Genomic DNA, 19,626 nt, shown 5'->3' with positions numbered 1-19,626 from the left:
GTGATGCTACCCTACAATCAGATAAAGCGTCGTCGCGTCGGCCGGCGACAGCGCGTCATATTCGGCCTGCGAAAGCGTGGTGATGCGCTCGATCGCCGATGTCACCGCAGGGAAATCCGCCGGGGCAGTGTCATAGGTAAAAGGGGTCATCGAACATCGGAGGGCGTGCCTGGTCGGTACGGCAAACGGGCCTACCGTCGTGCTGGCATTGAGCGCCGTCGTCCCCAGCGATGCCTCGCCAGGGTTATTGCCAAGACGCTCAATGGTTCCCGCCCCGGCTCCCGAAATTGCAATCGAGAGCGATGTGTAAGCCGGGAGGCTGACAACGGTTTGTTCGTTGGTTGCGAGCGCCTTCATTTGCCCCCCTAAGCCGCTACCTGGAAGATATGGAAGCCGTCTCTAACCACCTCACCGTCCTGGAACCGGTAGCTTGGAACGGAGAGCGCTTCCGCTGCAGTCGGAGGGGTCTCATATCTGGATTTTTCGGCGGCGATCTCACGCTCGACTTCCGCGCTGGCGGTCGCCAGCCATGCACCAAAGACATGATCGCTATCGAAGGCCCCTTCGGTCTTCACCGCGCTCACCGCCATTTCGACGGCAGCCTGGGTTAACTCCACCGCTTCCTTGGCGCTGTTGATAGCCTCGGTCGCCGGCCCATGGGCTTGCTCGATCATGCGTCGTTCGAGTTCGGTGCGAAGATCTTCCGACAGGCCGGAAAGCGCTGCGGGGCCTTCAAATGCGGCGGTAAGGTATGTCGGATCTGACATGATCAACCCGATACGCTCACCGTTTTCCATGCCTCGCAGCATCGAACGGATTTCGCCCCGCAGCATTGCCCCAGCGACATCGGTCTTGTCGTGCTGTCTTGGCACTGCCAGCCGAGAAAGCTCGTTCTTGAGTCCGTTCGCCGTCCTTTCGGTCTCCCACATTGCCCGGCGGAGATCGGGGACCACCTTTTCTGCCGCATGAGCTCTTACGGCCTCGCGCAGCCCCTTGTCCGATAGCGTGCCCGGCCCAGCTAGCTGTGAGCGGCTTTTCGGTACGGTGTCGACGAAGTAGAGGGCCTTGTTGAAGGCGGCTTTGAGCCGCGACAGATCGGACCGGTCCGACCACTCAGGGCGCCAGCGGGATTCCAGGGTTTCAATGCGGTTCATGGTGTACGTGTTCCTTATCGCTGGGTTGATTGCGCAAGGGCGCGGTCTAGCGTTTCATAGGGGTCATTTCCGCCCACCCGGATGGAATAAGCCGATGAACGGCCGCCTCCAGAGCTGGTGAATGCGACTGAATAGGGGGTGGGCGCCGGCTGTTTCGGCTCAAGCAGCGAAACAAGGCCAGCAACACTGTTCGCGATGTCGTCGTGAGCGTTTGGACCGTGGTCGATCGATTCTTTGCCGCCGCGCGCCACCCGACGCTCCAGGCCGACGATCTGATTGACCAGCTTGTCGTCGTCCAAAAGCTCAACCGTGCGGCTGTTCAGGACCGGCAGAAGATCCCGATACAAATCCGAGCGCGGCTTGTCGGCAACCACATAGGCAATCCCGTGCTTGCGGAATTGTTCACGCGGCCATTCGCCGGCATATCGATCGCCGGTCACCGACGAGATACCGTAGGATTTGAGCAGCGCTGCGAAATCCGACACGACGCCCTCGGGCGAGAAAGGCGGCTTACGCTCCCGAGTGGCATCAAGGACCGCCTTGCCGTCTGCCCTGTGGCCAATGGCCAGGGTCATCGAGTCGTTGCTGCCGCCGGATGGGTCGACAAAGGCTTTGTAGGCGATGCCATTAGCCCGAGCGCGCTCCGTCACGTTCAAGGTGACGCAAGCCTCGACCGTTTCTCTCAGAACAAAGGCCTCAATGTCCGCGCGCCATTCAGCAAGCCACTCTGCCGAAGCCGCTGCGTGATCCCGTTCCAAGGCTGCGTCCACGACGGATTGCCGAACGGTGGGGTTCATCTCCCGCGTCGTGGCCTTCCAGACGAGCGGGGTTCCATCCTTGCCCCAATGGCGCTTGTAGGCGTCCCACAACGCACCCTTCCGGGCATAGGGTGACGAGGCACAGAGCAACATTGCATTGGGGACAGTCGCCATGCCGGGCCGGACTGCATCAAGAATCGCAAAATCAGGTTCGGCTGCATCATCGGTGCGCCAGAACGCGATCTCGTCGGCCAGGACCGCTGCGTAGGTGTAACCACGCGTCGAGCGGAATGATGCCGTTCCAACTTCGATGGTGACTGAGTTGGTCAGGTCGAACGAGTCGGCCGTTTCCCGATCGATCAGCAGCGCGAGGCTGGGGATCTTGGTCAGCATGGCCTTGATGTAGCGGATGATGACTCGGGCTTGCCGGCGGTCAGCCGCGATCACCAGGACCGTCGCGCGTTCACCTGGTGCGAGGTATTGGCGATACTCAAAGAAGCAGGCCAGGAAGACGGCCACGAGGGCCATCACAAACGACTTGCCACCACGGCGCCCGACGATCAGCCAAGCCTCGCTGCCGGCCTCTGTGGGTGCCTCTGTGCGCCCCGTATGATGCTTGAACGTCGCCAACTGGTCGTCCGACATAGGCAAGCCAAACAGAGCGGCGAGGAATGCGAACCACGTGGCATATGCATCCCGGTTCTTGGTGAACCAAGGGGCAAAGAGCCGTGGGCTTTCACATGCCTCAAGGATATTCATGCGGCGCGGCCCGCAATGATGTCCTGAAGCGTAGGCGTGACGTCACGGGCTCGACGCTCCAGGCCGACATCAGCAAGCAAGCGGCGTTGCGCGTTGGTCAGGGCCATGAACTCGCCAAGGTCGACAGGATCGCCTGACAGGTACGTTGCACCGGCATCCTTGATCATGGCACCGAGCAGTGCTGCACCGTCCACGATCTCGCGCTGCATAGCCGACAGGCGATCGATGCCGCCAAGGTCTTTGGCTATCTGGTCGCGGAGCTCGAACGTGGCCTGTGCTGCCCTGGTCCTGCGGTCGAGATCATCAAGCGTACGCAGCCTAGCTTTCGCACCCTTCGACGGTGCAACAGCCTGGCTTTCGGTGTCTATCGGGTCGGCATCTGCAAGCAATTTGAGCCTCTTATGGTCCATTTGTTGGACATCATAGCCGAAACGCGGCGCTACAGCACTGTATTTATTGCTCTATTTCCGTCTAACGCTGTACAAGTTACCGCCCTGAAGAGGCGTCAACGTGGCTTCTGGGCTTGTCAGCGAGGAAAAAGACAGCGTGTTCGGGAATGCGTCGGTGAAGTTTCTCGGGAATGAAATCGGCTCCTGAATTTCTCCAGACACCCCTTCACTCAAAGCGGAGGTCTCAAGTCTCTCTTTTCAGTTTCAGTATGAAGGTATGGTTTCAGTCTCAGTTTCCCTCTCCGTCTCTGTCTCCGTATATCGATAGTCATTTGATACCCTATCCATGCCCTATCGACCCCCTTGCATGATTCGGCTGTTCAGCAATCGGCTGCCGGCATTGGCTGGTGACGGTCTCTCGCTGGTCCGCTCTGCACCGTCGGCCTCTACGGCTGCCTCGCCCATTGGTGTTGCCATAAAGTCTTCCTCGGCCTTCTCCCGGATCGGGTCGGATTCGATCTTGGAGATTTGGCCCTTGATGGACTTGGCGTACTTCCATGAGCCCTTGGCGTGATGCTTGAACCAGCGCTCGATGTAGATTTCGTCGGTGTCGGCATCGAAGGCGATCAACTCGGCATCCAGAAGCGCGGCGCGGTATCGTACGAACTTGGCGGCATCCCATGAGCCAAGATCGGCGGCGGCGTAGCCAGGCTTGATCTGGGAACAGCCGCAGCTTGTCTGGTGCGGTCCGGTCAACACGTAGTGAAACAGTGCCCTGCCGCTGTCATCGAGACTGAGGTAACGCCGCGAGCTGTGAAGCCCGGGCGCAACCATGGTGAAGGGGCGAGTGTTGCCGCTCATCCTGTGGCCTCGCATTTCAACCGGCGGTGTTCCCGCTTATGGTGAAGCCGACAGAACCAACGGACATCCATCGGCCGGTCGTAATCATCGTGATGCGCTTCCGCGATCGAGGCGCCGCAAACTTCGCAGGGCTCCTGAATCACCAATCCCCTGTTAAGAGCGCTCCGGAGAGCCTGGTGAGCCCAGACGGCCTGCGGATTAGCCGCGGCCCACCGTGCTTGCGGGGTCATGTTGGAAAGCGTAGAAGTGCGTGTGGACTTTTCTTCTTTGCCGCTCTCGGATGCCAGTCCGGGGGCGGTTTCCATTTCTAGCTGGCTCATGCTGCACGCTGACCGCGCATGTTGGCTTCTCGCACCGCGAAAATCGCCTCGGTGATCGTCAAGCCAAAGGTCGCCCTCAAGGTCGGGATGATCGGCCTATTGATCCGGTTCCGGGGATGCTCGCGAAGCCATTCGGCCGCCAGTGTGATGGCTGCGGAATGCTCATGCTCTGGAGGGGTGAGGCTGTTCATGCCGCCACCGTTTCGCAGGCCTTTTCGCAGGCCTTGCGCCAATCGGTTGCTGCTTCTTTCGAAATCAGGACACGCCCGCCCACCTTCATGGTCCGTGGCGCGGTGCCGGCGGTGATGAGGTTGTAGAAGGTCGCGCGGCTTATCCTATGCGCGGCGCAAAATTCAGGAATGCTGTAGGCTTCGAACGTGTAGTCCATTGGGGTTGCTCCTGTTGGAAACAACGCCAAAATGGACGGTCGCAGACTTTCTCTCTACGGTTGTGGGGGTGCGGAGCAAGGGGGTAAAGGGTTCAACCGTGAGATTGGCTCCCCCCGTCCATAGCTTCAGGAGGTCTAACTGCTGTGGCCATTGCCTCTGCCATTCTGGTTGAGACCTTTCTGCCTCCCGGCAACGTTTGTCCCTCAAAGAAATGCACAAGAGTTTTGACGAGCGGAGGCGGTCCATCGGCCCGAATGTCGAATTTTCTGATCGCCTCGACCATCAACACCATGAATGGCGACAGATAAAGATCATCAAGGTTCGGTGCCGGCCGCTGCTCCGGTTTCGGCTTCGGGTTGGCGATCAAAATTGGCTCACCCCAACCCCAAGGGTCTCTCGTGTTCGTACTAAACTTTCCACTTTCCAACCACCTCGTCGCGATCGCCTTTGACCAGTCTTCCTGGAAAATCTCGTAAAACCTGCCTTCGGCCTCGTTGTAACGAAACGCCTGGAGTTCTCCCGCAAAGAGCTTGTTGCGCACCGTCTCGGCATCGTGCCGGGCGACGACCGTGTGAAGCTCTGAATAGCCTGGGGGGACAAAGCTGACCATCACATGCCCCCCTCGATGCGAACAACGTTGGATGGCTTTACCGTTCCAAATCGTGGCGCCCCTGCCCTCACTGCGTCGGCAACGTAGGATGGCGATAGGTGCCCATAGTGCTTTTCAACCATCCTCGTGTCGGTGTGGCCTAGGTTCTTGGCAACGACCATCAGCGGCATTCCGTTCATGACCGACAGGCTCGCCCATGTATGCCGCAAGCCGTGAAAGCCGATCGCGGGAACAATCTTCGCGTTTTTGCAAGCCTCGACCATCGGCCGGAACTGATGCGACTTCTCCCATATGCCGCCGGCCTCGGTGGTCAGGAGCAACTGGCCGTGATGCTTACCATGGGATAGTTGCTGGAAAAGCTCGCTGCCCTCATCTGTCAGGACGACATGGCGCGCCTTGCCGGATTTGCTTTCCCGAATGGTCAGGGTGCCCACGTCAGCATTGAAATCTTCGACATGAAGCCGAGCGATCTCGCTGTATCGGGCACCGGTTTGAAGCGCGGCCTGTACGAGATCCCGAAAGTTACCGCTTGAGGCGTTCACCAGCCGTTGCGCCTCGGCGATCGTCAGATAGCGGACGCGGGCGCTCTCGACGTCTTCGAACGGCTCGACGCGGCGCCATTCCTTGTCCGACGTCACCTTGCCTTCGCGCCAAGCGTAGTTCAGCGCAGCCTTGAGGATGGTAAGGACACGATTTGCAGTGGCGCGGCGCTGCCGGATCGATTCCGCATCGGTCCCGAGTTCCTGGAACCTTTGCTCGGCATCCTTCTTGCTGCGGAGACGCGGCGCGGTCGCGGCAACCTTGCTATGCCATTTCCGGATCTGGGTGGCTGTGAGCTTGGAAACATCGATGCTGCCGAGTTCTGGCAAGATCAGCGCCTCGGAGCGGTAACGAGCGTCTCTGGAGGATTTCCGGTTCCCCTCCATCCAAAGCAGATAATCCGCCATGGCCTTTTCAACGCTGTAGACGCCGGCAACTTCCCCGCTGTCGCCCGAGAGCCGCTTGTGGAGCTCCCTGGCCTTGTCCTGGGCCTGCCAGAAGGAAAGGACCGTGTTGCCGTTTGCATCCAGCTTGTCGTCGGCATCGGCGATGGTCTCGACGCGGTAGTCCTGATCGCCGACATACAGGCGAACAACCCACCGGCCAGCCTCTTTGCCCTTACGGTAGCCGACATGAAGACCCGGACCGATGCTCTTATAATAAGGCTTGCCGCGCGGTTTCAGTTTTGCCCGCGCATCCTTGCTATCAAGCGTAGCGTCACGAACTCTTTTTGCCATGTCCCTGCCCTGCCGTGTCCAACTATTTGTCCAATATACAGGCGTGGACTGCGTTGGACAAGCACAAACGCAACTGGGCACAAACCTTACGGGAAAAGGAGCTGATCAAATGTGGCTAGACAGGGCTGGACGGTTTAGAAGCCCTTTCACGGCGGTAACAGGGGTTCGATTCCCCTTGGGCGTACCAGATATTTCTAAAAAAATCAGCATGTTAGGTTTTCACCTCGGTGTCTTTAGACGCCTCCGGGTTAAAAACGGGGTAATAGTGCGGATTCGCCTTTGGCGAGAATCGGGCAGCCTATGCTGGTCGCTGGGGCCGCTACCCCCTTCATCTGCGGACCGTCCGCAGACTTGTTGCGCCGAATTGCAGCCAGCAGGGGCATCGCTCATATTGAGATTGAGAACCGTCTGTTTCAGGTGGAGCGTCTCCGGTCGCCCTTTTCTTGGCGCTACAGTATCCTTATAGAGACTCGGCCGCTCGTGGCGCGAAACAACGAACATCCGAGGCCATTTTGCAAACTCTCGAATCCTATCTCAGCGATGGCATCCAACGCGATCGGGAAGATATTGCCGCAATCGACCGCGTGCTGGCAGAAACTGGAAAGACGATCACTGAAACGTTCGATCCTAAGAGCAAGAACTGGCCCTACGAGATTCCTGACCTCCGAATAGACAAAGCCCATATCTCCCATAGCACCATGACAATGATGATCCGCGCAATCGACCTTCTGCGCGAATCGAAGCGCGAAGGTGCCGCGCGTCCGGCCTATGCATTCGATATCGGCAAGCCATACCGGACAACCCTAGATAAAGCGCGGAATGAGGCGTTTGAAACGCTGGCTTCAAAGCTAAAAGGGGATGACACCCAGCCGAATACAGATGAAGTCCGGAAAATAACGTACTCTCCTTCCTATGGCACTAACGACCCGCTAACTTTGTCGTTTCTCGCTGAGGTTCTGTCGGCCACATCCGGGGACACTGATGACCTATCAGCCGATGCCAAGGCGGTCGTAAAAAAGCTCACGGAGATTGATCCAGTCAATGACTTCGCCGATTTCTTTAAGAAAGATACCGAGACCAAATCGAAAACCGTAGCCAATGCATTCGTCCCATTGTTAGCCGTACGCGCGGCACAATCGCTGAAACAGGAAACATTTGAAAAAAGGGCAACTTACCTCCGGTATTTTGAGAGTACTCTCCACGATCAACTTTCCTATTCGCATATTCCAGACAGTCGCTTCGATCCGGCCGAGTTGATCTTTTCCCTAGAAGGTGTGTTGCGCCTATCGGAGCAAGCTATCGATGTACGCCTCTTCGATCGTATCCTCGATGTCCTCGAACAGGCGCAATCAACCAGCGCACACTGGCGCCCGAGCAAACCCTTCCTGCGCACCGAGAAGGGATTTGCCCTCTTTCCAATAAGCGTGGAGGCGGCCAATTCGTTGCTGTGGTGCTGCGAGCGGCCTGACAGGGACGAGCCGTTCCACAGTCGCTCCGAACGCTACATCGCCCTGTTCCGTCGTTTCTGGAACTGGCTCGCTGCGAGGCGCGTGACAGTTCCTGTCAATAAGGGATCGCAGTCGCGAGTTTCAGGCTGGCATTCAGACCACGTCGCCGATCCAAACTCGGTTCAACTTTGGGACACTTCTCAAGTAGTCGCTTTCCTTCTCGGATACCGACGCAGCCTCTACAACCATATCGCCCGCACCACACTCCGCCTGTCCCGCTTCGATGTACGCAAGCCTGAACGCGCTGAACAATCGTGGAGCAGCCAAACCCAGGACGGGCAGCGAGCCCGAGCGACAGTGACAGCCGAAGCAGCAGATGACAAAGTTTCGCTGCGAGAAAGCTTTGAGCCGGTCAAGCTACTGGGTCCATACTTCGAGACCTATCGAAAGGTCGAACAGGAATTCCTGATCCCTTGGCTTGAGGGTATTCCCCGCAGTTATTCGATGCTGCTTTATGGCCCGCCCGGCACAGGCAAAACCAGCGTAGCCAAAAACCTGGCCAATGCCCTCGGCTTTTCGCTCATCACAATCACCGTCAGCGATTTTTTAGCAGGCGGTGGAGGTGAGGTGGAAGCGCGGGCTAAGATGATTTTTGAGGTGCTGGAGGCGCAGGCGAATGTCGTGATCCTCTTCGATGAAATCGACGAGCTCGTCTTGGATCGAAGCTCGAAGCGGCACGGGCAGCAAGAAACTGTGTTTAAGTTTATGACACCTGGGATGCTGACCAAACTCAACAACCTGCGCGGTGCGAAGCGCTGCATTTTCATCATGGCCACAAACTACGCCTATCGCATCGATCGGCGATCCGTAGAACTGGGCGTATCGATGAAAATTATTTGCTTCTCCCACCCGATTCCGACTCAAGGCAGAGGATGATCTCAGAGTTCCTTGGCAAGCAGAACTTATCCCCCGAACATCCGCTGCATCCCGACATAATAGAGCAAAGAAAACTTTGGGAGCCGCTAAAGAAGGCGTCGTTCTTCTTGGGCTATAAGGACATCGAGGCGGCCGTGGCGCGCGTCATGCGCCAGACCAGCAGTAAGCAAAGCGCGGAAGAACTTGAACGCGAGTTGCGGGACTGGGGGCGCACCACGACGTTACGCCTGTACAACGGTGCATTTGATGAAACAGATGATTACGACGCAATCAAACGCGAGTTCTTTCCTCTCGTAGAGATGGCGGCGCGCGAGGGCATGCTCCTTGAGGGGGGGCTGAAACTCGACAACAAGCCTTTGTTCACGGCTGATAAGAAGACTCGCAGACCGGCTGTGTTCGCTAGCGACATTGAGCTCCAAGAGGAAGCCTCGAATTTCGTAAAAGGGCGGGGCCCGGAATAAGGAAATGACATCCCAACTCCCACAGCCCCTAAGTGCGCTTCGCCAAGCTTGGCGTTCTGCCTTCGGATCACAGAAAGTCACCTATCTCAGCGGTCCAATCACGACAGGGCTGCGGTTCATCGAATGGTGGAGCGAGACTGGACATCAGCTCAAGCCCGATTCCAAAGCGTATCGGGCTGAACTCGTTGAACAAGTCATCGCCCCGAATGAGAATCAGCTCAAGGTCACGGCCGAACTGCTCCGCTCCAGAAGCTCGGAGCCTGTAGTCGAGCCAGCCAGCTTGTTTGTCAGCGGCTGGTCGCAGCAGGACTATCTTGAGCTATGGCAACAGTTCATCCCAGATCACGCGTGCCGCATTCTACTGATGGATGGGTGGGAATATAGCGCAGGCAGCGCGTCCGAATTCTGCCGCGCGCATCTCGAAGGTATCCCCACCGCTCGCGTTGACGGATCGCCAATCGTTACACGAGATGGTGTCGCCGCGATCGACCGTGCGCTCGCGCGCATCGAGGCGCTACCCCGGCCGCCGATCGTTCTCCGGGACACATTGCGCGCTGCATATAACAAACTCGAAGCAACTCTCCCAACCATCGTCTATGTACCTGGCGGTGGGGTTCCGCGAAAGGACGCTTCGCTGGATAGCCTTGCCGAACTGATCAACGTAGCGCAGTTCGTCAGTTACGAACCTCATCGCGGCAAGGCGAAACAGGCGTATTCGCGCGTCCTTGGAGAAGAGCCAAACCGAACATTCTCCGGCGTTACCGAAGTTGCAGAGACACTTCTCGCGCGCAGTGCTGACGGCTCCGTCAATGTGCGAAGCTTCACACCCGAAAGCCCTCTCAGCCGCGAATTCATCTATGGCTTAGCACGGACCAACGATGTCGTGGATGCCGTTGCGCGCCTGACGCGCGAGGGTCTGCATACCATCGTCAATGAAACGGTCGATATCTACGATGGCGGCGTTTCCGGGGTTGTGCTTGGCAAGATAATCGAATTTGCGCCCGACGACACACCCCGCGCGGTGGAAAAGGCAGGCGCCGCCTCGCTACCTCTAGGTTGGGGACTTAGGCTTCTCGCGACGGTCTACGGTTTCGAACCCGATCTGGCAGTCCCCGAAAACACGCGCCTGGAATTCAGCCTTCATCCCCGGCCACGCGGTTGGCGTCACACGCACACGTTGGGATGGGAAATTGCCGAGCACAACAAGTTAGATTTGCTGCCTGTGGTCCAATGGCCCAACAGATTTAGCAAGATGATTGGTGACAAGGTTTTTGGGCTTCTCGTGGCTCATCATCTCGGGCTGCCGGTACCGCGTACGACTGTGATCAATAGGCGTGTCGCGCCGTTTATATTCGGCCAGGCAACGGGTTCCTCTGAGGTCTGGTGCCGGACTGCACCTATCGAGCAGGTGCCAGGCAAGTTCACGACAACGCGGGGCTGGAGCGACCCTTTTAGGATCATGCAAGAGCAGGATCCGGAGCATAACGCGATCGCTTCGATTCTGGGACAGGCAAGCGTCGAGCCGCTCTATTCCGGTGCGTCTATCGTACTCCAGACCGGGGAGATCGCGACCGAGGGGCTGCGCGGCGCAGGCGATCGTTTTATGCAAGGCGCAGCCAAGCCAGAGCCACTTCCGAAATCGATTTTAGCCGACGTCGAACGCCTACATGACCAAGCGGCCGAATTAGGTCCGTTGCGCTTTGAGTGGGTTCACGATGGCGATCGGGCGTGGGTGGTGCAGATGCATCGCGGCGCAACTAGGAGCTCGGCCGACATGCTTGTGCCGGGGGAAGCCGAACATTGGACAGTCTTTGAAGTTTCGCAAGGGCTTGAGAGGTTACGCGAACTCATCGCTAACCTCGAACCGGACCAGGGCGTCGAATTGCAAGGCGAGGTTGGTCTCACTAGCCATATCGCGGACGTAATTCGTAAGGCGAATGTGCCAGCACGTATGAAACCGCGCGACCGTAACGCGGCTTAGTTTACTATGCCGCGCAAGCCCAACCACCCCGTTCCGGCGATGGAGTCGGACGGCCAATTCCCCTGACGGCAGCCGACGAGATTTCCTTTCAAGCCGCTAATCCACCCGGCACCGGATCCCGAATGCCCCGGACCTTATCGTCCCGGTCGATCCGAGTTTCCGTTCTGGCAAGGATCATCCGTTGGGCCGCAGCTATCCCCTTTCGAAGGACATCGAGAGCCTCTTCAGCCTCCTTGCGATACAGAACTTGCTCGGGGTGCAGAGCCGATCTTGCGCGATCTCTAATTACGTTAAGTCCCTCGTCCCTAAGCCCGGAGAGGAAGCCGGGGGCATACAGCACAGCCCCCACCACTCGCACGTCGTCTAGATGGCTCAACACGAAACCGGCCGGATTTTCCTGTGCACGGATATGGGTGCGAAGCTCCTGTGCGAGAGCAACTTCAGCGATGCCGGCCGGGGCCTTTGGAAGGTCGACCATCCCCGACTCGAATAGCGAAACGGCGCTGCTAACTGCAGCCTCGGCAGAGCGGAGCGGCGTGAAGTCGGAAAGTTCTCCGACAGCACGACGACCAATCTCCGCGCGCTTCCTATAAATTCCTTCGGGACTTAGATCACTGTCTTGCTCCACCGCGCGACAGTTCGCATCAACGGCGGTGACCAGCGCACGCGCGGCGGCGACAGCCTCCTTCAACCTTTGCCAATGGATGGCGGTGCTGGGCCACCGAACTGACCCGGCTGCAATTCGAGCCTCGATTTCAATATCGGTGAGTTGTTTTGGCATTTGGATTCCTTTCGTAACGACTCCAATCGAAGTCTAATCGCCTCCAACTTCGCGCCACGAGATGGGGCCGCTGCCACCGTAGCCCCCGATCGCACCCACGAGCACAACGGCCCTCGCAGCCAAACTCGCCAGTGCCACGGCTCCTGCAACCGCGTTCGCCAGATCGTCGTGACTGCTAGGAGCGTGGTCCACGATGTCACGCCCGCTCCGGCTAGTCCGCCGCTCCAGGCCGACCAGTTGGCTCTCCAACCGAGTTAGATCGAGAAGGTCCACGCGCCGCGAATTGATCGCCGGGACGAGTGCGAGATAGAGGTCGGAGCGGCTCCGGTCGGACAGACAGTAGTCGACGCCATGCCGACGAAACAGCTCGCGCGGAAACTCGCCGCCGTAGCGGTCACCTGTGACCGAGCGAATGCCATAGGAGCGGATCAGGGCCGCGAAAGTTGAAACGACAGCCTCGGGAGAGAAAGGTGGCGTCACCTCGCGGACGGCATCCAGAACCGCGTCGTCGCCTTCGGCATGCGCGATGGCCAGGGTCATGCTGTCCGCGCTACCCCCAGAAGGATCGACGAAGGCCACGTACCGCGCCCGTGCCACGGGCGGGCGCTCCCGCACGCCGGGGGAAACGCATGCCGCGACTGACTCGCGAGTGAGGAGCATCTCCATGTCGGTTCGGAACTCGGCCATGTATTCCGCACGAGCGGATGCCGCGTCGCGCCTCATGGCCTCATCAATGACCGAACGCGGCACCGATGGATTCATTTCGAACGTAGTGGCTCGCCAGATCAGCGGGCCGGCCTCCTGCCCCCAGTTGAGACGATATGCGTCCCATAGTGCACCGCGCCGGGCATAGGGGCTTGACGCGCACAAGAGCATGGCACCGGGTATGGTCGCCATGCCGGGGCGGATGGCATCGAGGATGGCGTAGTCGGGCTCAGCGCTGTCCTCGGTTCGCCAGAAAGCAAGCTCGTCACAAAGCACGGCGGCAAACGTGTAACCGCGCGTAGAGCGATGAGATGCAGTTCCCACCTCGATGGTCACGGCGTTGTTCAGGTCAAAGGCCTCAGCCGTTTCATTCTTTACCGTCGTGCACAGGATCGGGATGTTGGTTAGAAGGCCCCGAACGTAGCGCATGATCGTCCGCGCCTGTCTCCGGTCGGCAGCAATGACGAGGATCGTGGCTCGCTCCCCGGGCTGAAGGTGCTGTCGATACTGGCGAAAGCAGGCGAGGTAGACGGCGATGAGTGCCATCACGAAGCTCTTGCCGCCGCGTCGACCGACGACGAGCCAACTCTCAGTCGCAGGGTCGGACGGCGGATTCAGGCGCCCCGTATGGTGCCGAAACAGTGCGAGTTGGTCGTCGTTCAAAGGCAGTCCGAACAGCACTGCCAGATAGGTGAACCACACACGCCAAGTCTCTGGGCGGCGGAACCACGGGCCGAAGAGATTGGGATCGGCGCACACCTGCAGAATGTTCATGCGACTGCCTGCTGAGCGACGGTGCGCATGTACTCTTCGATCGTCGGGGTAACGTCGCGCGCCCTTCGCTGCAGGTCGGTCATGTCGAGAAGACGGCGCAGTGTGTTCGCCAAGCGCGAGTACAGGTTCAGCGCATCGAGGTCGGGGCCTGCGTCCCCGGCGAGCGCGAAGACACGCTCCAGCCTCTCCATCTCGACCGTTATCGCGGCGGCTCGCCGAACGATACTCTTCTCAGCCTCGCTGCATGCCTCGACACCCCCCAGGTCCGAAACATGGAGCGCCATCACATCACGCATCCGGCGGACCCAGAAGGTGCGGCCATCGACGCCCGGAAGCAGGTCCTTGCCGTTCGTGATGCGGCTGCGATGAGTGGCGGGATATACCGGCCTCACGCCCGATGCGGCGGCCTTCGTCACTTGGGCGTCCAACTTGCAGCCTGAAACGCTATCAAGCCAGCCCTATGGCTGCTGACAAGTTGCTTTAGCGCTGCTCGAAGGTCCCCTACCTCGTCAGCGAATGCCCCGACCGTCATGCGGTCGCGGTAAAAGCGGACGGCACGGGGACGCAAGACGCGGATGAGATCGTCGGCGCCGACACCCGATATCTTCATCGCAAGGCCCTCGGCCGGGGGAGAGCGAAGAGGCGACGAGCTGTAGCCTTTGCCCGGTCCCACTCGGGGGCGAACGGAGGGGTAAATAGGCGCCATATTAACCTCCATATTAACTGACGGAGGCTAAGTATAACCTAAAATCGTCTCTAAGTATTTGATTATCTTAGCTTTTACTGGCTAAGGCGGGCTTTCGTTTCCGCCGCGTAGGGGCGGAGGGTTCTGCTCCAGCTGACCCGTATCGTTGGGGTGTAGGTGTCGCGTGCGACGGTTCGGATAGAAGCGAGAAATCACGAGAGTCCAGTTTTCGTCGCTTGGGCATACCTTTTCCTATCTGCCATACTTAGCAGGTCAGTTGACAAAATTTCGCATAATTGGCATATTTCGACTTTAAGAAGCACGATTTCACCTCTGGGAGTTACGCGATGACCATCGTACGACGCACGTTTCCACATCAAACCGGCCTTGATGGCGAACTTGACGAGAACATGAAGAGTCGTCTGCAGGCGCTAAGGGCGAATGGCCGGTTAAGCCTCAATGAATTGGGGCGCGAGCTGCAACTCAGCGGAACGTTTCTCAGCAGCCTCCTTAGAATTGGGGCGCGGATTCGCAGCGTTCATATTCCTCGAATTGCAGCAGCGGTGGAGCGTCTCGAACGACAGTACGCTACTCAGGGGGCGCCCGTTGATACCGCTGCCCCGCTTGTTGATGCCCCCGTGTCGCCTCCTGCCGCTCCAGAAGGTCTTTCCCTAGAGGCGTTAGTTCGTCATGCCAACAGCCGAGGATTTGCGGTTACCTTCACCCCAATTGAGTGGAGAGCGGCGGCTCCCGTGTGAATGATTTTGGGCCGGGGGGCGATTATGCCGCTTGGCGAGGTCTTCCCAAAACTGCGTCACGTCACAACCTCCGGCCGCAAGAGGTGCGAACCGGCTGCTTATTTGCTTTTTCGGCGACAAGAGCTCTGATCGCAAGCACCCCATAACGCCATACCCTCATTGTATTAGCCCCCATTTCCCGCAAATATGCAGGACCGGGACTATGAGCGATTGTTCCGCGCACGGAGGTAGAGTGACCGAAGCGTACGAGCAAGATTTCAAACCAGTCGACGAAATGCTTGCGTCAGTTCACGAAAACGCAAGGCGTGGATGCATTTTCGCTTTCACTGTTACGCGCAGAGCGGCAGATGCGGAGAATATTTACCTATCTTGTATTCCAGTCGACAGCGTTCGAACGCAAGGATGTCAAAGTACTCCGCGATGCACTCGGGGCGCAGAGGCGCATCTATTTCCAGCATTTCGAGGCAGGCATCAGCGAACTGTCAGGTACAAACATCGCGGTGTTGATCGGAAATCAGCATCAGGCGCTGCGGAAACAATTGGACGATGCCATGGAAGCCCGGAACAAGATTTTCCATGGACAGCTAACCTCCGACCGCAACGACACGACGATGCTTCTCCAGCACGTCAGCCATATTCGCGATTGGTGCCGGCAACTCGCCAACGGGGCCCAGAACACGTTTGGCTACGACGGATTTCGAAGACCCTCATCTTTCAAAAAGGCTCCGCTGGGCATTCAACTATCCGACAGGGTGACCCGGCTTATTGCTAACGTTCCCGCCTATGAGGCCTTTCTGGTTAGGCTCGCTCGCGAGCGGCTATAGCCAGGATCGCGGGCTGATATGCGCGACCAGTAGGAAACTGTCTGGAACGCTAGCTCCAAAGAACGAGACAGAGTAGTTACTGCGGCGCCCTGCCAATTGCGACTGAGCGGCTGAGATGCTTGATAGAGAATGCCCGATCTGTGGAGCTAGCGCTGACACCGGCGGCAGTGGTGACATGAAGCAGGTCGATTGCGAGCGGTGTGGACAGTACGAGGTCACTCGATCGGCGATCGCGATGATGCGTACGCGCGTCAAAGATAGGATGTTCCGAGCACGGCTCAGCCATGCAGTTAGGCGAAGAAGCGGCGACCCGTGGCCAGTTATCGACTCGTCGAACTTGGATTTATGGGGCGGCGAGAAGCTTCCGCCAATCCGAGCACAGGTCGACCAACTTCTGCATTGGATAGCGGCCCAGCTAGACGACGATCGGATGGGCTATGTGGACATCGGTTGGCATGAACACCTGGCTGGCTTGATCGGCGCCGTCGATGGCGACGCTGTATCTCATGTGCTAGCCGAGGCATCCAAGGACGATCTAGTGCGACTTCGTCCCGACGATTTCTATGGGCTGACAAGCCTGGGATGGGACGAAGTTGAGCAAGCGTTACTTGATGCGGCAAGCACGGGGCAGCAGATGGCAGACACGAACAGTAAGCGCATATTCGTTGGCCATGGCAGATCGGCCGTCTGGCGAGACCTCAAGGACTACCTCGTCGAAAGGCTGGGCCTCGAATGCGTCGAATTCAATAGTGAATCAGTTGCCGGCCACTCAACGACGGAACGTCTGAAGCAGATGCTCGAACAGGCCGGCTTCGCCTTTCTAGTGATGACTGGGGAGGATGAGGCGAGCGACGGCAGTCTCACCGCACGTATGAACGTCGTACACGAGCTAGGTCTTTTTCAGGGCCGTCTCGGCTTTGAGAGGGCGATCATTCTGATGGAGACGAACTGCGCCGACTTCTCGAATATTCACGGGCTGACTTACATCCCGTTTCCCAAGGGCGATATTAACAGCGCCAAGGACGAGATACGTCGGGTGCTCGAGCGAGAGGGCCTGGTGCCGGGGCTCATTCGAAACAAGTGAACGCGCTAGCGCCACGCTGCAGGCCCGCGCGGAGCGCGCCCTAGGCAAGCTACCGAGGGGGCTTAAATGAAGATTGCAGTCACTCTATTGTTCTTCTTAATTTTTGCGTTTCCCGTGCACGCACTTACCTCAAAAGAGCGTCAGGACGCGCTAGTCCTTGGCCTATTGGCCAACGAGTGCGGCTGGAAGCTCAAGTCAAAAACTGCCGGGTGGCTTACAGGGCTTTGGGATGCATCTCCGCAATCTGTTACCGGCGAAGCGGAATGGTTCGCGCGAAACCAGTTGCGTGATTGGACGAAAAAACTTGGTCGGAAGGAAGCCTGTCGGCGCTTCAGAGGAATGCTCGCTGATCTGGACTGGTTGTAGAGCATTGCTTTTCTCTCGACCGCCGACGCGAATAAAGCAGCGGAATTCGCGTCGGCGGGCAGTTCCCCAACCAACGCGCGTAATACTTCCGCCCCCGCAGCGCCGCGCAGGTGGGCCGAAAATGCTGCGGAGCCCCTACCTTCGGCGGCCTCCACCGCCGTCGTGTAGGGCGTCCCTGCGGACCCTGCAGAGGCTGCCGGGGGGCCGCCGTAGCCCGGCCCGCGCCGTGCCATACCGGGGGGATTGCCGCAAAGCTCGCAAAGGACCCGCTACGCGCTTACGCCCGCGCCTATGATCGCGCGCGCGGGTAACGGCTTTAATGGCTTTACGTCCTTTACGCACGCTACACCCGAGGGCCGGCGAGGTGTCGCGAAAAAGCAGAACCCGACTTCGTGATACTTTGCTCGGCTTTTCGGCGCGACCATTAGATCGGCTCCCCCGGGATTGGCGGAAGGTCTTCGTGCCGAAACGGGTCGATGCTCTCGAATAGATTGCTCCTTATCCACCGAACCTCAGTGGTCACCCCCTTCAGCTTCTTGGTCGTCTTGCCGTGGTCGACGCCTTCACGGCCAATTCCTGCCAGAAGCCTGCCGAGGACCTGGCGCTTCGTACTCCTGAACGGGCCAGAGTCCTTTCTGTCGAGAAACCGGTGAAAGTCCTCGAAGCGAAAGTAGATGCGCCTGTCGTCGTCTACGTGGGCGGGCTTACCCAGCATGAGGTCCTCTACACTGTCGCCGTGATGCCTGTGCATGCAGAACTCGCGCAGGGCGTCGCGGAACATGCCTTCGACGGTTTCGTCGGGTGGAATCTCCAGTACCTCCGCAACCACGAGGGCAGCTGCGATCTGATCATTCCACGCGTCGGCCTTCATCTGGCGAAAGGACGTCCGCAGCTTGTCAGCGCATCGCATGTTGAACGTCCAGTAGTGCATCGCTTCCTTGACCGGCAGCGTAATGGTGCCGTGTCCGGCTAGCGTGATTTCCCACAGGGTCTCCTCGCCGCCGCGCCAGACGACGATGCTCTCGATGCGAGGATACCGCCCTCCCTCTTCCTCGCGGTCAGGGGGCTCTTTTCTCCCGTCCGCAATTCCGCGGCGGATGTGGTCGGTCGCCTCGAAGGGCGGCAGCGGAGTGCTGCTGTCGAAGGTTGCGGCCTTCAACAGCGCGCTACAGACTGCATCCTCGTCGATCCAATCCGCGCCGATCAGTCTGCCCATGTCCTTCGCGCGGCCATAGAGAAGCTTTGCCCGCCCGCCCTGCCGCTGTGCCGCTATCTCTACGCAGTATCTCGCCAAATCGCACTGCGCCCTCGCTGGTCTTTCTTCGCCCGCCTCGCCTGCCCTACCATTCGTCGGCCGGACTCCCCGGGACCCTGAGCCGAGCGCCCGCGTCAGGGCGACGAGTTCCGCGTGCGACGTCTGTGCTCCCCCCGCTGCCGCGACGAACTCCGCCAGGGTCATCATCAGGCCGCCAGCCTTCACCGCATAGCGGTTCGTTCGCTGGTCGCCCTCGAAGTAGGGCATGTTCAGCCAGTTTCCCGGTCCGTCAGCCCGGGGGAACACGTCGGCTCGCGGGAAGCCGAGCTTGGCGGCCATCACCTTCAGCGCACCGTTCACGGTTTTCTGCGGCGTCCAGTCGTCGAGAAAGAGCATCAGATGGGCACCCCCCGACTTCGATCGGCAGACGATCAGCGGAAGATTCGCCCTCTCGACCTCATTGACAACATCCGCGAGGCGCACATCGCCGTAGCTGCCGCTAGGCACGTCCCGGCCGTCCACGTCAATGACGCCCCATCTGCACATACCGTCGGCGCGTACCGGGCGGATGCCTAGCGGTACGACGCCGCCGAGGTGCTGCCGCCAGAGGTCCGGCGTTGGGGACCCCGGTACATCTCGCGGCCCGCGCCCGGTCTCATCCTTCATTTCCATCTTGCTTCCGACAAGATGCAGTCCTTTGTCATACGTACCGTGGTGGTTCCGATCCCCCTCGAAAAGTTCGTAGAGCCGCTCGGCCTTCCAATCGTCCGGCAACTTTGTCGCTGGCTCGCTCATCTGTCGGCCTCCTCGTCGGGCTTGTAGAGTTCGCCGGCGTCCTCCGCCGCGGTCCGGCAGATGGCCTGCATCACGCGATAGAACCACTCTTTCGGGTCGACCCAAGCGAACACCACCAGGAGCCGCTCCATAGCTCGCGCATGGAACGTTCGGTATCGCAGGATATCCCGCGCTTGCAGCGTCATCGTGCCGGCACCGCCCAAGGTAATCTGCCACTGTGCACCCCTGCCGGCACCGGGGGAGATAAGGCGCAGGA

General features: G+C 59.0%; 21 protein-coding genes. 7 read left to right on the top strand and 14 right to left on the bottom strand.

From position 1 onward, the window contains the following. Positions 1–6 precede the first annotated feature (6 nt). The 9 genes from NKI10_RS26465 to NKI10_RS26425 form a co-directional block, all read right to left on the bottom strand. Entirely contained in the window at positions 7–357 is a 351-nt protein-coding gene (locus NKI10_RS26465) for a phage upper tail fiber protein (protein WP_352862292.1), read from the bottom strand. A gap of 8 nt (positions 358–365) precedes the next feature. Further along, the gene (locus NKI10_RS26460; protein WP_352862291.1) at positions 366–1,154 is read right to left on the bottom strand and encodes a hypothetical protein; all 789 of its coding nucleotides are present in this window, start codon (positions 1,152–1,154) and stop codon (positions 366–368) included. Positions 1,155–1,168: 14 nt separating this feature from the next. Then, positions 1,169–2,671, bottom strand: coding sequence for a terminase large subunit domain-containing protein (locus NKI10_RS26455; protein WP_352862290.1), 1,503 nt, complete (start codon positions 2,669–2,671; stop codon positions 1,169–1,171). Next, on the bottom strand, positions 2,668–3,060 hold the full coding sequence (locus tag NKI10_RS26450) for a hypothetical protein (RefSeq protein ID WP_352862289.1): 393 nt from the start codon (positions 3,058–3,060) through the stop codon (positions 2,668–2,670). Before NKI10_RS26450 ends, NKI10_RS26455 begins: the two co-directional genes overlap by 4 nt. 351 nt (positions 3,061–3,411) lie before the next feature. Further along, a complete protein-coding gene (locus tag NKI10_RS26445) occupies positions 3,412–3,921 on the bottom strand; it encodes a hypothetical protein (protein WP_352862288.1) in 510 nt (169 codons plus the stop codon). Positions 3,922–4,237: 316 nt separating this feature from the next. Further along, positions 4,238–4,432 carry a hypothetical protein gene (locus tag NKI10_RS26440; protein WP_352862287.1) on the bottom strand — a complete coding sequence of 65 codons (195 nt, stop codon included), beginning with the start codon at positions 4,430–4,432 and terminating at the stop codon, positions 4,238–4,240. Further along, positions 4,429–4,629 (bottom strand): helix-turn-helix transcriptional regulator, encoded by a 201-nt coding sequence (locus NKI10_RS26435; RefSeq protein ID WP_352862286.1) that lies wholly within the window; start codon positions 4,627–4,629, stop codon positions 4,429–4,431. The genes NKI10_RS26440 and NKI10_RS26435 overlap by 4 nt, the downstream gene beginning before the upstream one ends. Positions 4,630–4,721: 92 nt before the next feature. Then, positions 4,722–5,240, bottom strand: coding sequence for a hypothetical protein (locus NKI10_RS26430; RefSeq protein ID WP_352862285.1), 519 nt, complete (start codon positions 5,238–5,240; stop codon positions 4,722–4,724). After that, on the bottom strand, positions 5,240–6,517 hold the full coding sequence (locus tag NKI10_RS26425; protein WP_352862284.1) for a tyrosine-type recombinase/integrase: 1,278 nt from the start codon (positions 6,515–6,517) through the stop codon (positions 5,240–5,242). The genes NKI10_RS26430 and NKI10_RS26425 overlap by 1 nt, the downstream gene beginning before the upstream one ends. Positions 6,518–7,029: 512 nt before the next feature. Between NKI10_RS26425 and NKI10_RS26420 the strand changes: the two genes are divergently transcribed. Genes NKI10_RS26420 through NKI10_RS26410 form a run of 3 tightly spaced genes read left to right on the top strand, consistent with a single transcriptional unit; the run spans position 7,030 to position 11,343 of the window. Beyond that, complete coding sequence (locus NKI10_RS26420; RefSeq protein ID WP_352862283.1) at positions 7,030–8,901, top strand: AAA family ATPase; 1,872 nt, start codon at positions 7,030–7,032, stop codon at positions 8,899–8,901. Beyond that, complete coding sequence (locus NKI10_RS26415; RefSeq protein ID WP_352862282.1) at positions 8,898–9,362, top strand: hypothetical protein; 465 nt, start codon at positions 8,898–8,900, stop codon at positions 9,360–9,362. The genes NKI10_RS26420 and NKI10_RS26415 overlap by 4 nt, the downstream gene beginning before the upstream one ends. A gap of 4 nt (positions 9,363–9,366) precedes the next feature. Further along, positions 9,367–11,343, top strand: coding sequence for a hypothetical protein (locus NKI10_RS26410; protein WP_352862281.1), 1,977 nt, complete (start codon positions 9,367–9,369; stop codon positions 11,341–11,343). An 88-nt stretch (positions 11,344–11,431) separates the two neighbouring features. Here the strand turns inward: NKI10_RS26410 and NKI10_RS26405 are convergent, their stop codons facing one another. The 3 genes from NKI10_RS26405 to NKI10_RS26395 are packed head-to-tail and all read right to left on the bottom strand — an operon-like array spanning position 11,432 to position 14,019. After that, positions 11,432–12,124 (bottom strand): hypothetical protein, encoded by a 693-nt coding sequence (locus NKI10_RS26405; protein WP_352862280.1) that lies wholly within the window; start codon positions 12,122–12,124, stop codon positions 11,432–11,434. 33 nt (positions 12,125–12,157) lie between these two features. Then, entirely contained in the window at positions 12,158–13,603 is a 1,446-nt protein-coding gene (locus NKI10_RS26400; RefSeq protein WP_352862279.1) for a terminase large subunit domain-containing protein, read from the bottom strand. After that, complete coding sequence (locus NKI10_RS26395) at positions 13,600–14,019, bottom strand: hypothetical protein (protein ID WP_352862278.1); 420 nt, start codon at positions 14,017–14,019, stop codon at positions 13,600–13,602. Before NKI10_RS26395 ends, NKI10_RS26400 begins: the two co-directional genes overlap by 4 nt. Positions 14,020–14,635: 616 nt before the next feature. Between NKI10_RS26395 and NKI10_RS26390 the strand changes: the two genes are divergently transcribed. From NKI10_RS26390 to NKI10_RS26375, 4 genes are all read left to right on the top strand, one after another. Beyond that, on the top strand, positions 14,636–15,046 hold the full coding sequence (locus NKI10_RS26390; RefSeq protein ID WP_352862277.1) for a hypothetical protein: 411 nt from the start codon (positions 14,636–14,638) through the stop codon (positions 15,044–15,046). 278 nt (positions 15,047–15,324) lie between these two features. Further along, the gene (locus NKI10_RS26385) at positions 15,325–15,870 is read left to right on the top strand and encodes a hypothetical protein (protein WP_352862276.1); all 546 of its coding nucleotides are present in this window, start codon (positions 15,325–15,327) and stop codon (positions 15,868–15,870) included. A 175-nt stretch (positions 15,871–16,045) separates the two neighbouring features. Further along, the gene (locus tag NKI10_RS26380; protein WP_352862275.1) at positions 16,046–16,954 is read left to right on the top strand and encodes a TIR domain-containing protein; all 909 of its coding nucleotides are present in this window, start codon (positions 16,046–16,048) and stop codon (positions 16,952–16,954) included. 66 nt (positions 16,955–17,020) lie between these two features. Next, positions 17,021–17,320, top strand: coding sequence for a hypothetical protein (locus NKI10_RS26375; RefSeq protein ID WP_352862274.1), 300 nt, complete (start codon positions 17,021–17,023; stop codon positions 17,318–17,320). A 424-nt stretch (positions 17,321–17,744) separates the two neighbouring features. On the opposite strand, the gene NKI10_RS26370 is transcribed toward NKI10_RS26375, so the two are convergent. Both NKI10_RS26370 and NKI10_RS26365 read right to left on the bottom strand, forming a co-directional pair. Then, positions 17,745–19,370 carry a hypothetical protein gene (locus NKI10_RS26370; protein WP_352862273.1) on the bottom strand — a complete coding sequence of 542 codons (1,626 nt, stop codon included), beginning with the start codon at positions 19,368–19,370 and terminating at the stop codon, positions 17,745–17,747. Then, positions 19,367–19,573 carry a hypothetical protein gene (locus NKI10_RS26365; protein WP_352862272.1) on the bottom strand — a complete coding sequence of 69 codons (207 nt, stop codon included), beginning with the start codon at positions 19,571–19,573 and terminating at the stop codon, positions 19,367–19,369. Before NKI10_RS26365 ends, NKI10_RS26370 begins: the two co-directional genes overlap by 4 nt. Positions 19,574–19,626 lie beyond the last annotated feature (53 nt).

Source organism: Mesorhizobium sp. M0802 (assembly GCF_040320115.1).
In the GTDB taxonomy this organism is placed as follows: domain Bacteria; phylum Pseudomonadota; class Alphaproteobacteria; order Rhizobiales; family Rhizobiaceae; genus Mesorhizobium.
Note: the sequence above shows the minus strand (reverse complement) of the source record. Positions and strands in the feature narration are given on the sequence as shown.

What these genes read in the sequence shown, in the direction of transcription:
- NKI10_RS26370 (WP_352862273.1), bottom strand. Translation starts at nt 19,370, where the DNA reads ATGAGCGAGCCAGCGACAAAGTTGCCGGACGATTGGAAGGCCGAGCGG.
- NKI10_RS26455 (WP_352862290.1), bottom strand. Translation starts at nt 2,671, where the DNA reads ATGAATATCCTTGAGGCATGTGAAAGCCCACGGCTCTTTGCCCCTTGG.
- NKI10_RS26440 (WP_352862287.1), bottom strand. Translation starts at nt 4,432, where the DNA reads ATGAACAGCCTCACCCCTCCAGAGCATGAGCATTCCGCAGCCATCACA.
- NKI10_RS26430 (WP_352862285.1), bottom strand. Translation starts at nt 5,240, where the DNA reads ATGGTCAGCTTTGTCCCCCCAGGCTATTCAGAGCTTCACACGGTCGTC.
- NKI10_RS26400 (WP_352862279.1), bottom strand. Translation starts at nt 13,603, where the DNA reads ATGAACATTCTGCAGGTGTGCGCCGATCCCAATCTCTTCGGCCCGTGG.
- NKI10_RS26410 (WP_352862281.1), top strand. Translation starts at nt 9,367, where the DNA reads ATGACATCCCAACTCCCACAGCCCCTAAGTGCGCTTCGCCAAGCTTGG.
- NKI10_RS26425 (WP_352862284.1), bottom strand. Translation starts at nt 6,517, where the DNA reads ATGGCAAAAAGAGTTCGTGACGCTACGCTTGATAGCAAGGATGCGCGG.
- NKI10_RS26390 (WP_352862277.1), top strand. Translation starts at nt 14,636, where the DNA reads ATGACCATCGTACGACGCACGTTTCCACATCAAACCGGCCTTGATGGC.
- NKI10_RS26435 (WP_352862286.1), bottom strand. Translation starts at nt 4,629, where the DNA reads ATGGACTACACGTTCGAAGCCTACAGCATTCCTGAATTTTGCGCCGCG.
- NKI10_RS26405 (WP_352862280.1), bottom strand. Translation starts at nt 12,124, where the DNA reads ATGCCAAAACAACTCACCGATATTGAAATCGAGGCTCGAATTGCAGCC.
- NKI10_RS26375 (WP_352862274.1), top strand. Translation starts at nt 17,021, where the DNA reads ATGAAGATTGCAGTCACTCTATTGTTCTTCTTAATTTTTGCGTTTCCC.
- NKI10_RS26460 (WP_352862291.1), bottom strand. Translation starts at nt 1,154, where the DNA reads ATGAACCGCATTGAAACCCTGGAATCCCGCTGGCGCCCTGAGTGGTCG.
- NKI10_RS26415 (WP_352862282.1), top strand. Translation starts at nt 8,898, where the DNA reads ATGATCTCAGAGTTCCTTGGCAAGCAGAACTTATCCCCCGAACATCCG.
- NKI10_RS26380 (WP_352862275.1), top strand. Translation starts at nt 16,046, where the DNA reads ATGAAGCAGGTCGATTGCGAGCGGTGTGGACAGTACGAGGTCACTCGA.
- NKI10_RS26465 (WP_352862292.1), bottom strand. Translation starts at nt 357, where the DNA reads ATGAAGGCGCTCGCAACCAACGAACAAACCGTTGTCAGCCTCCCGGCT.
- NKI10_RS26445 (WP_352862288.1), bottom strand. Translation starts at nt 3,921, where the DNA reads ATGAGCGGCAACACTCGCCCCTTCACCATGGTTGCGCCCGGGCTTCAC.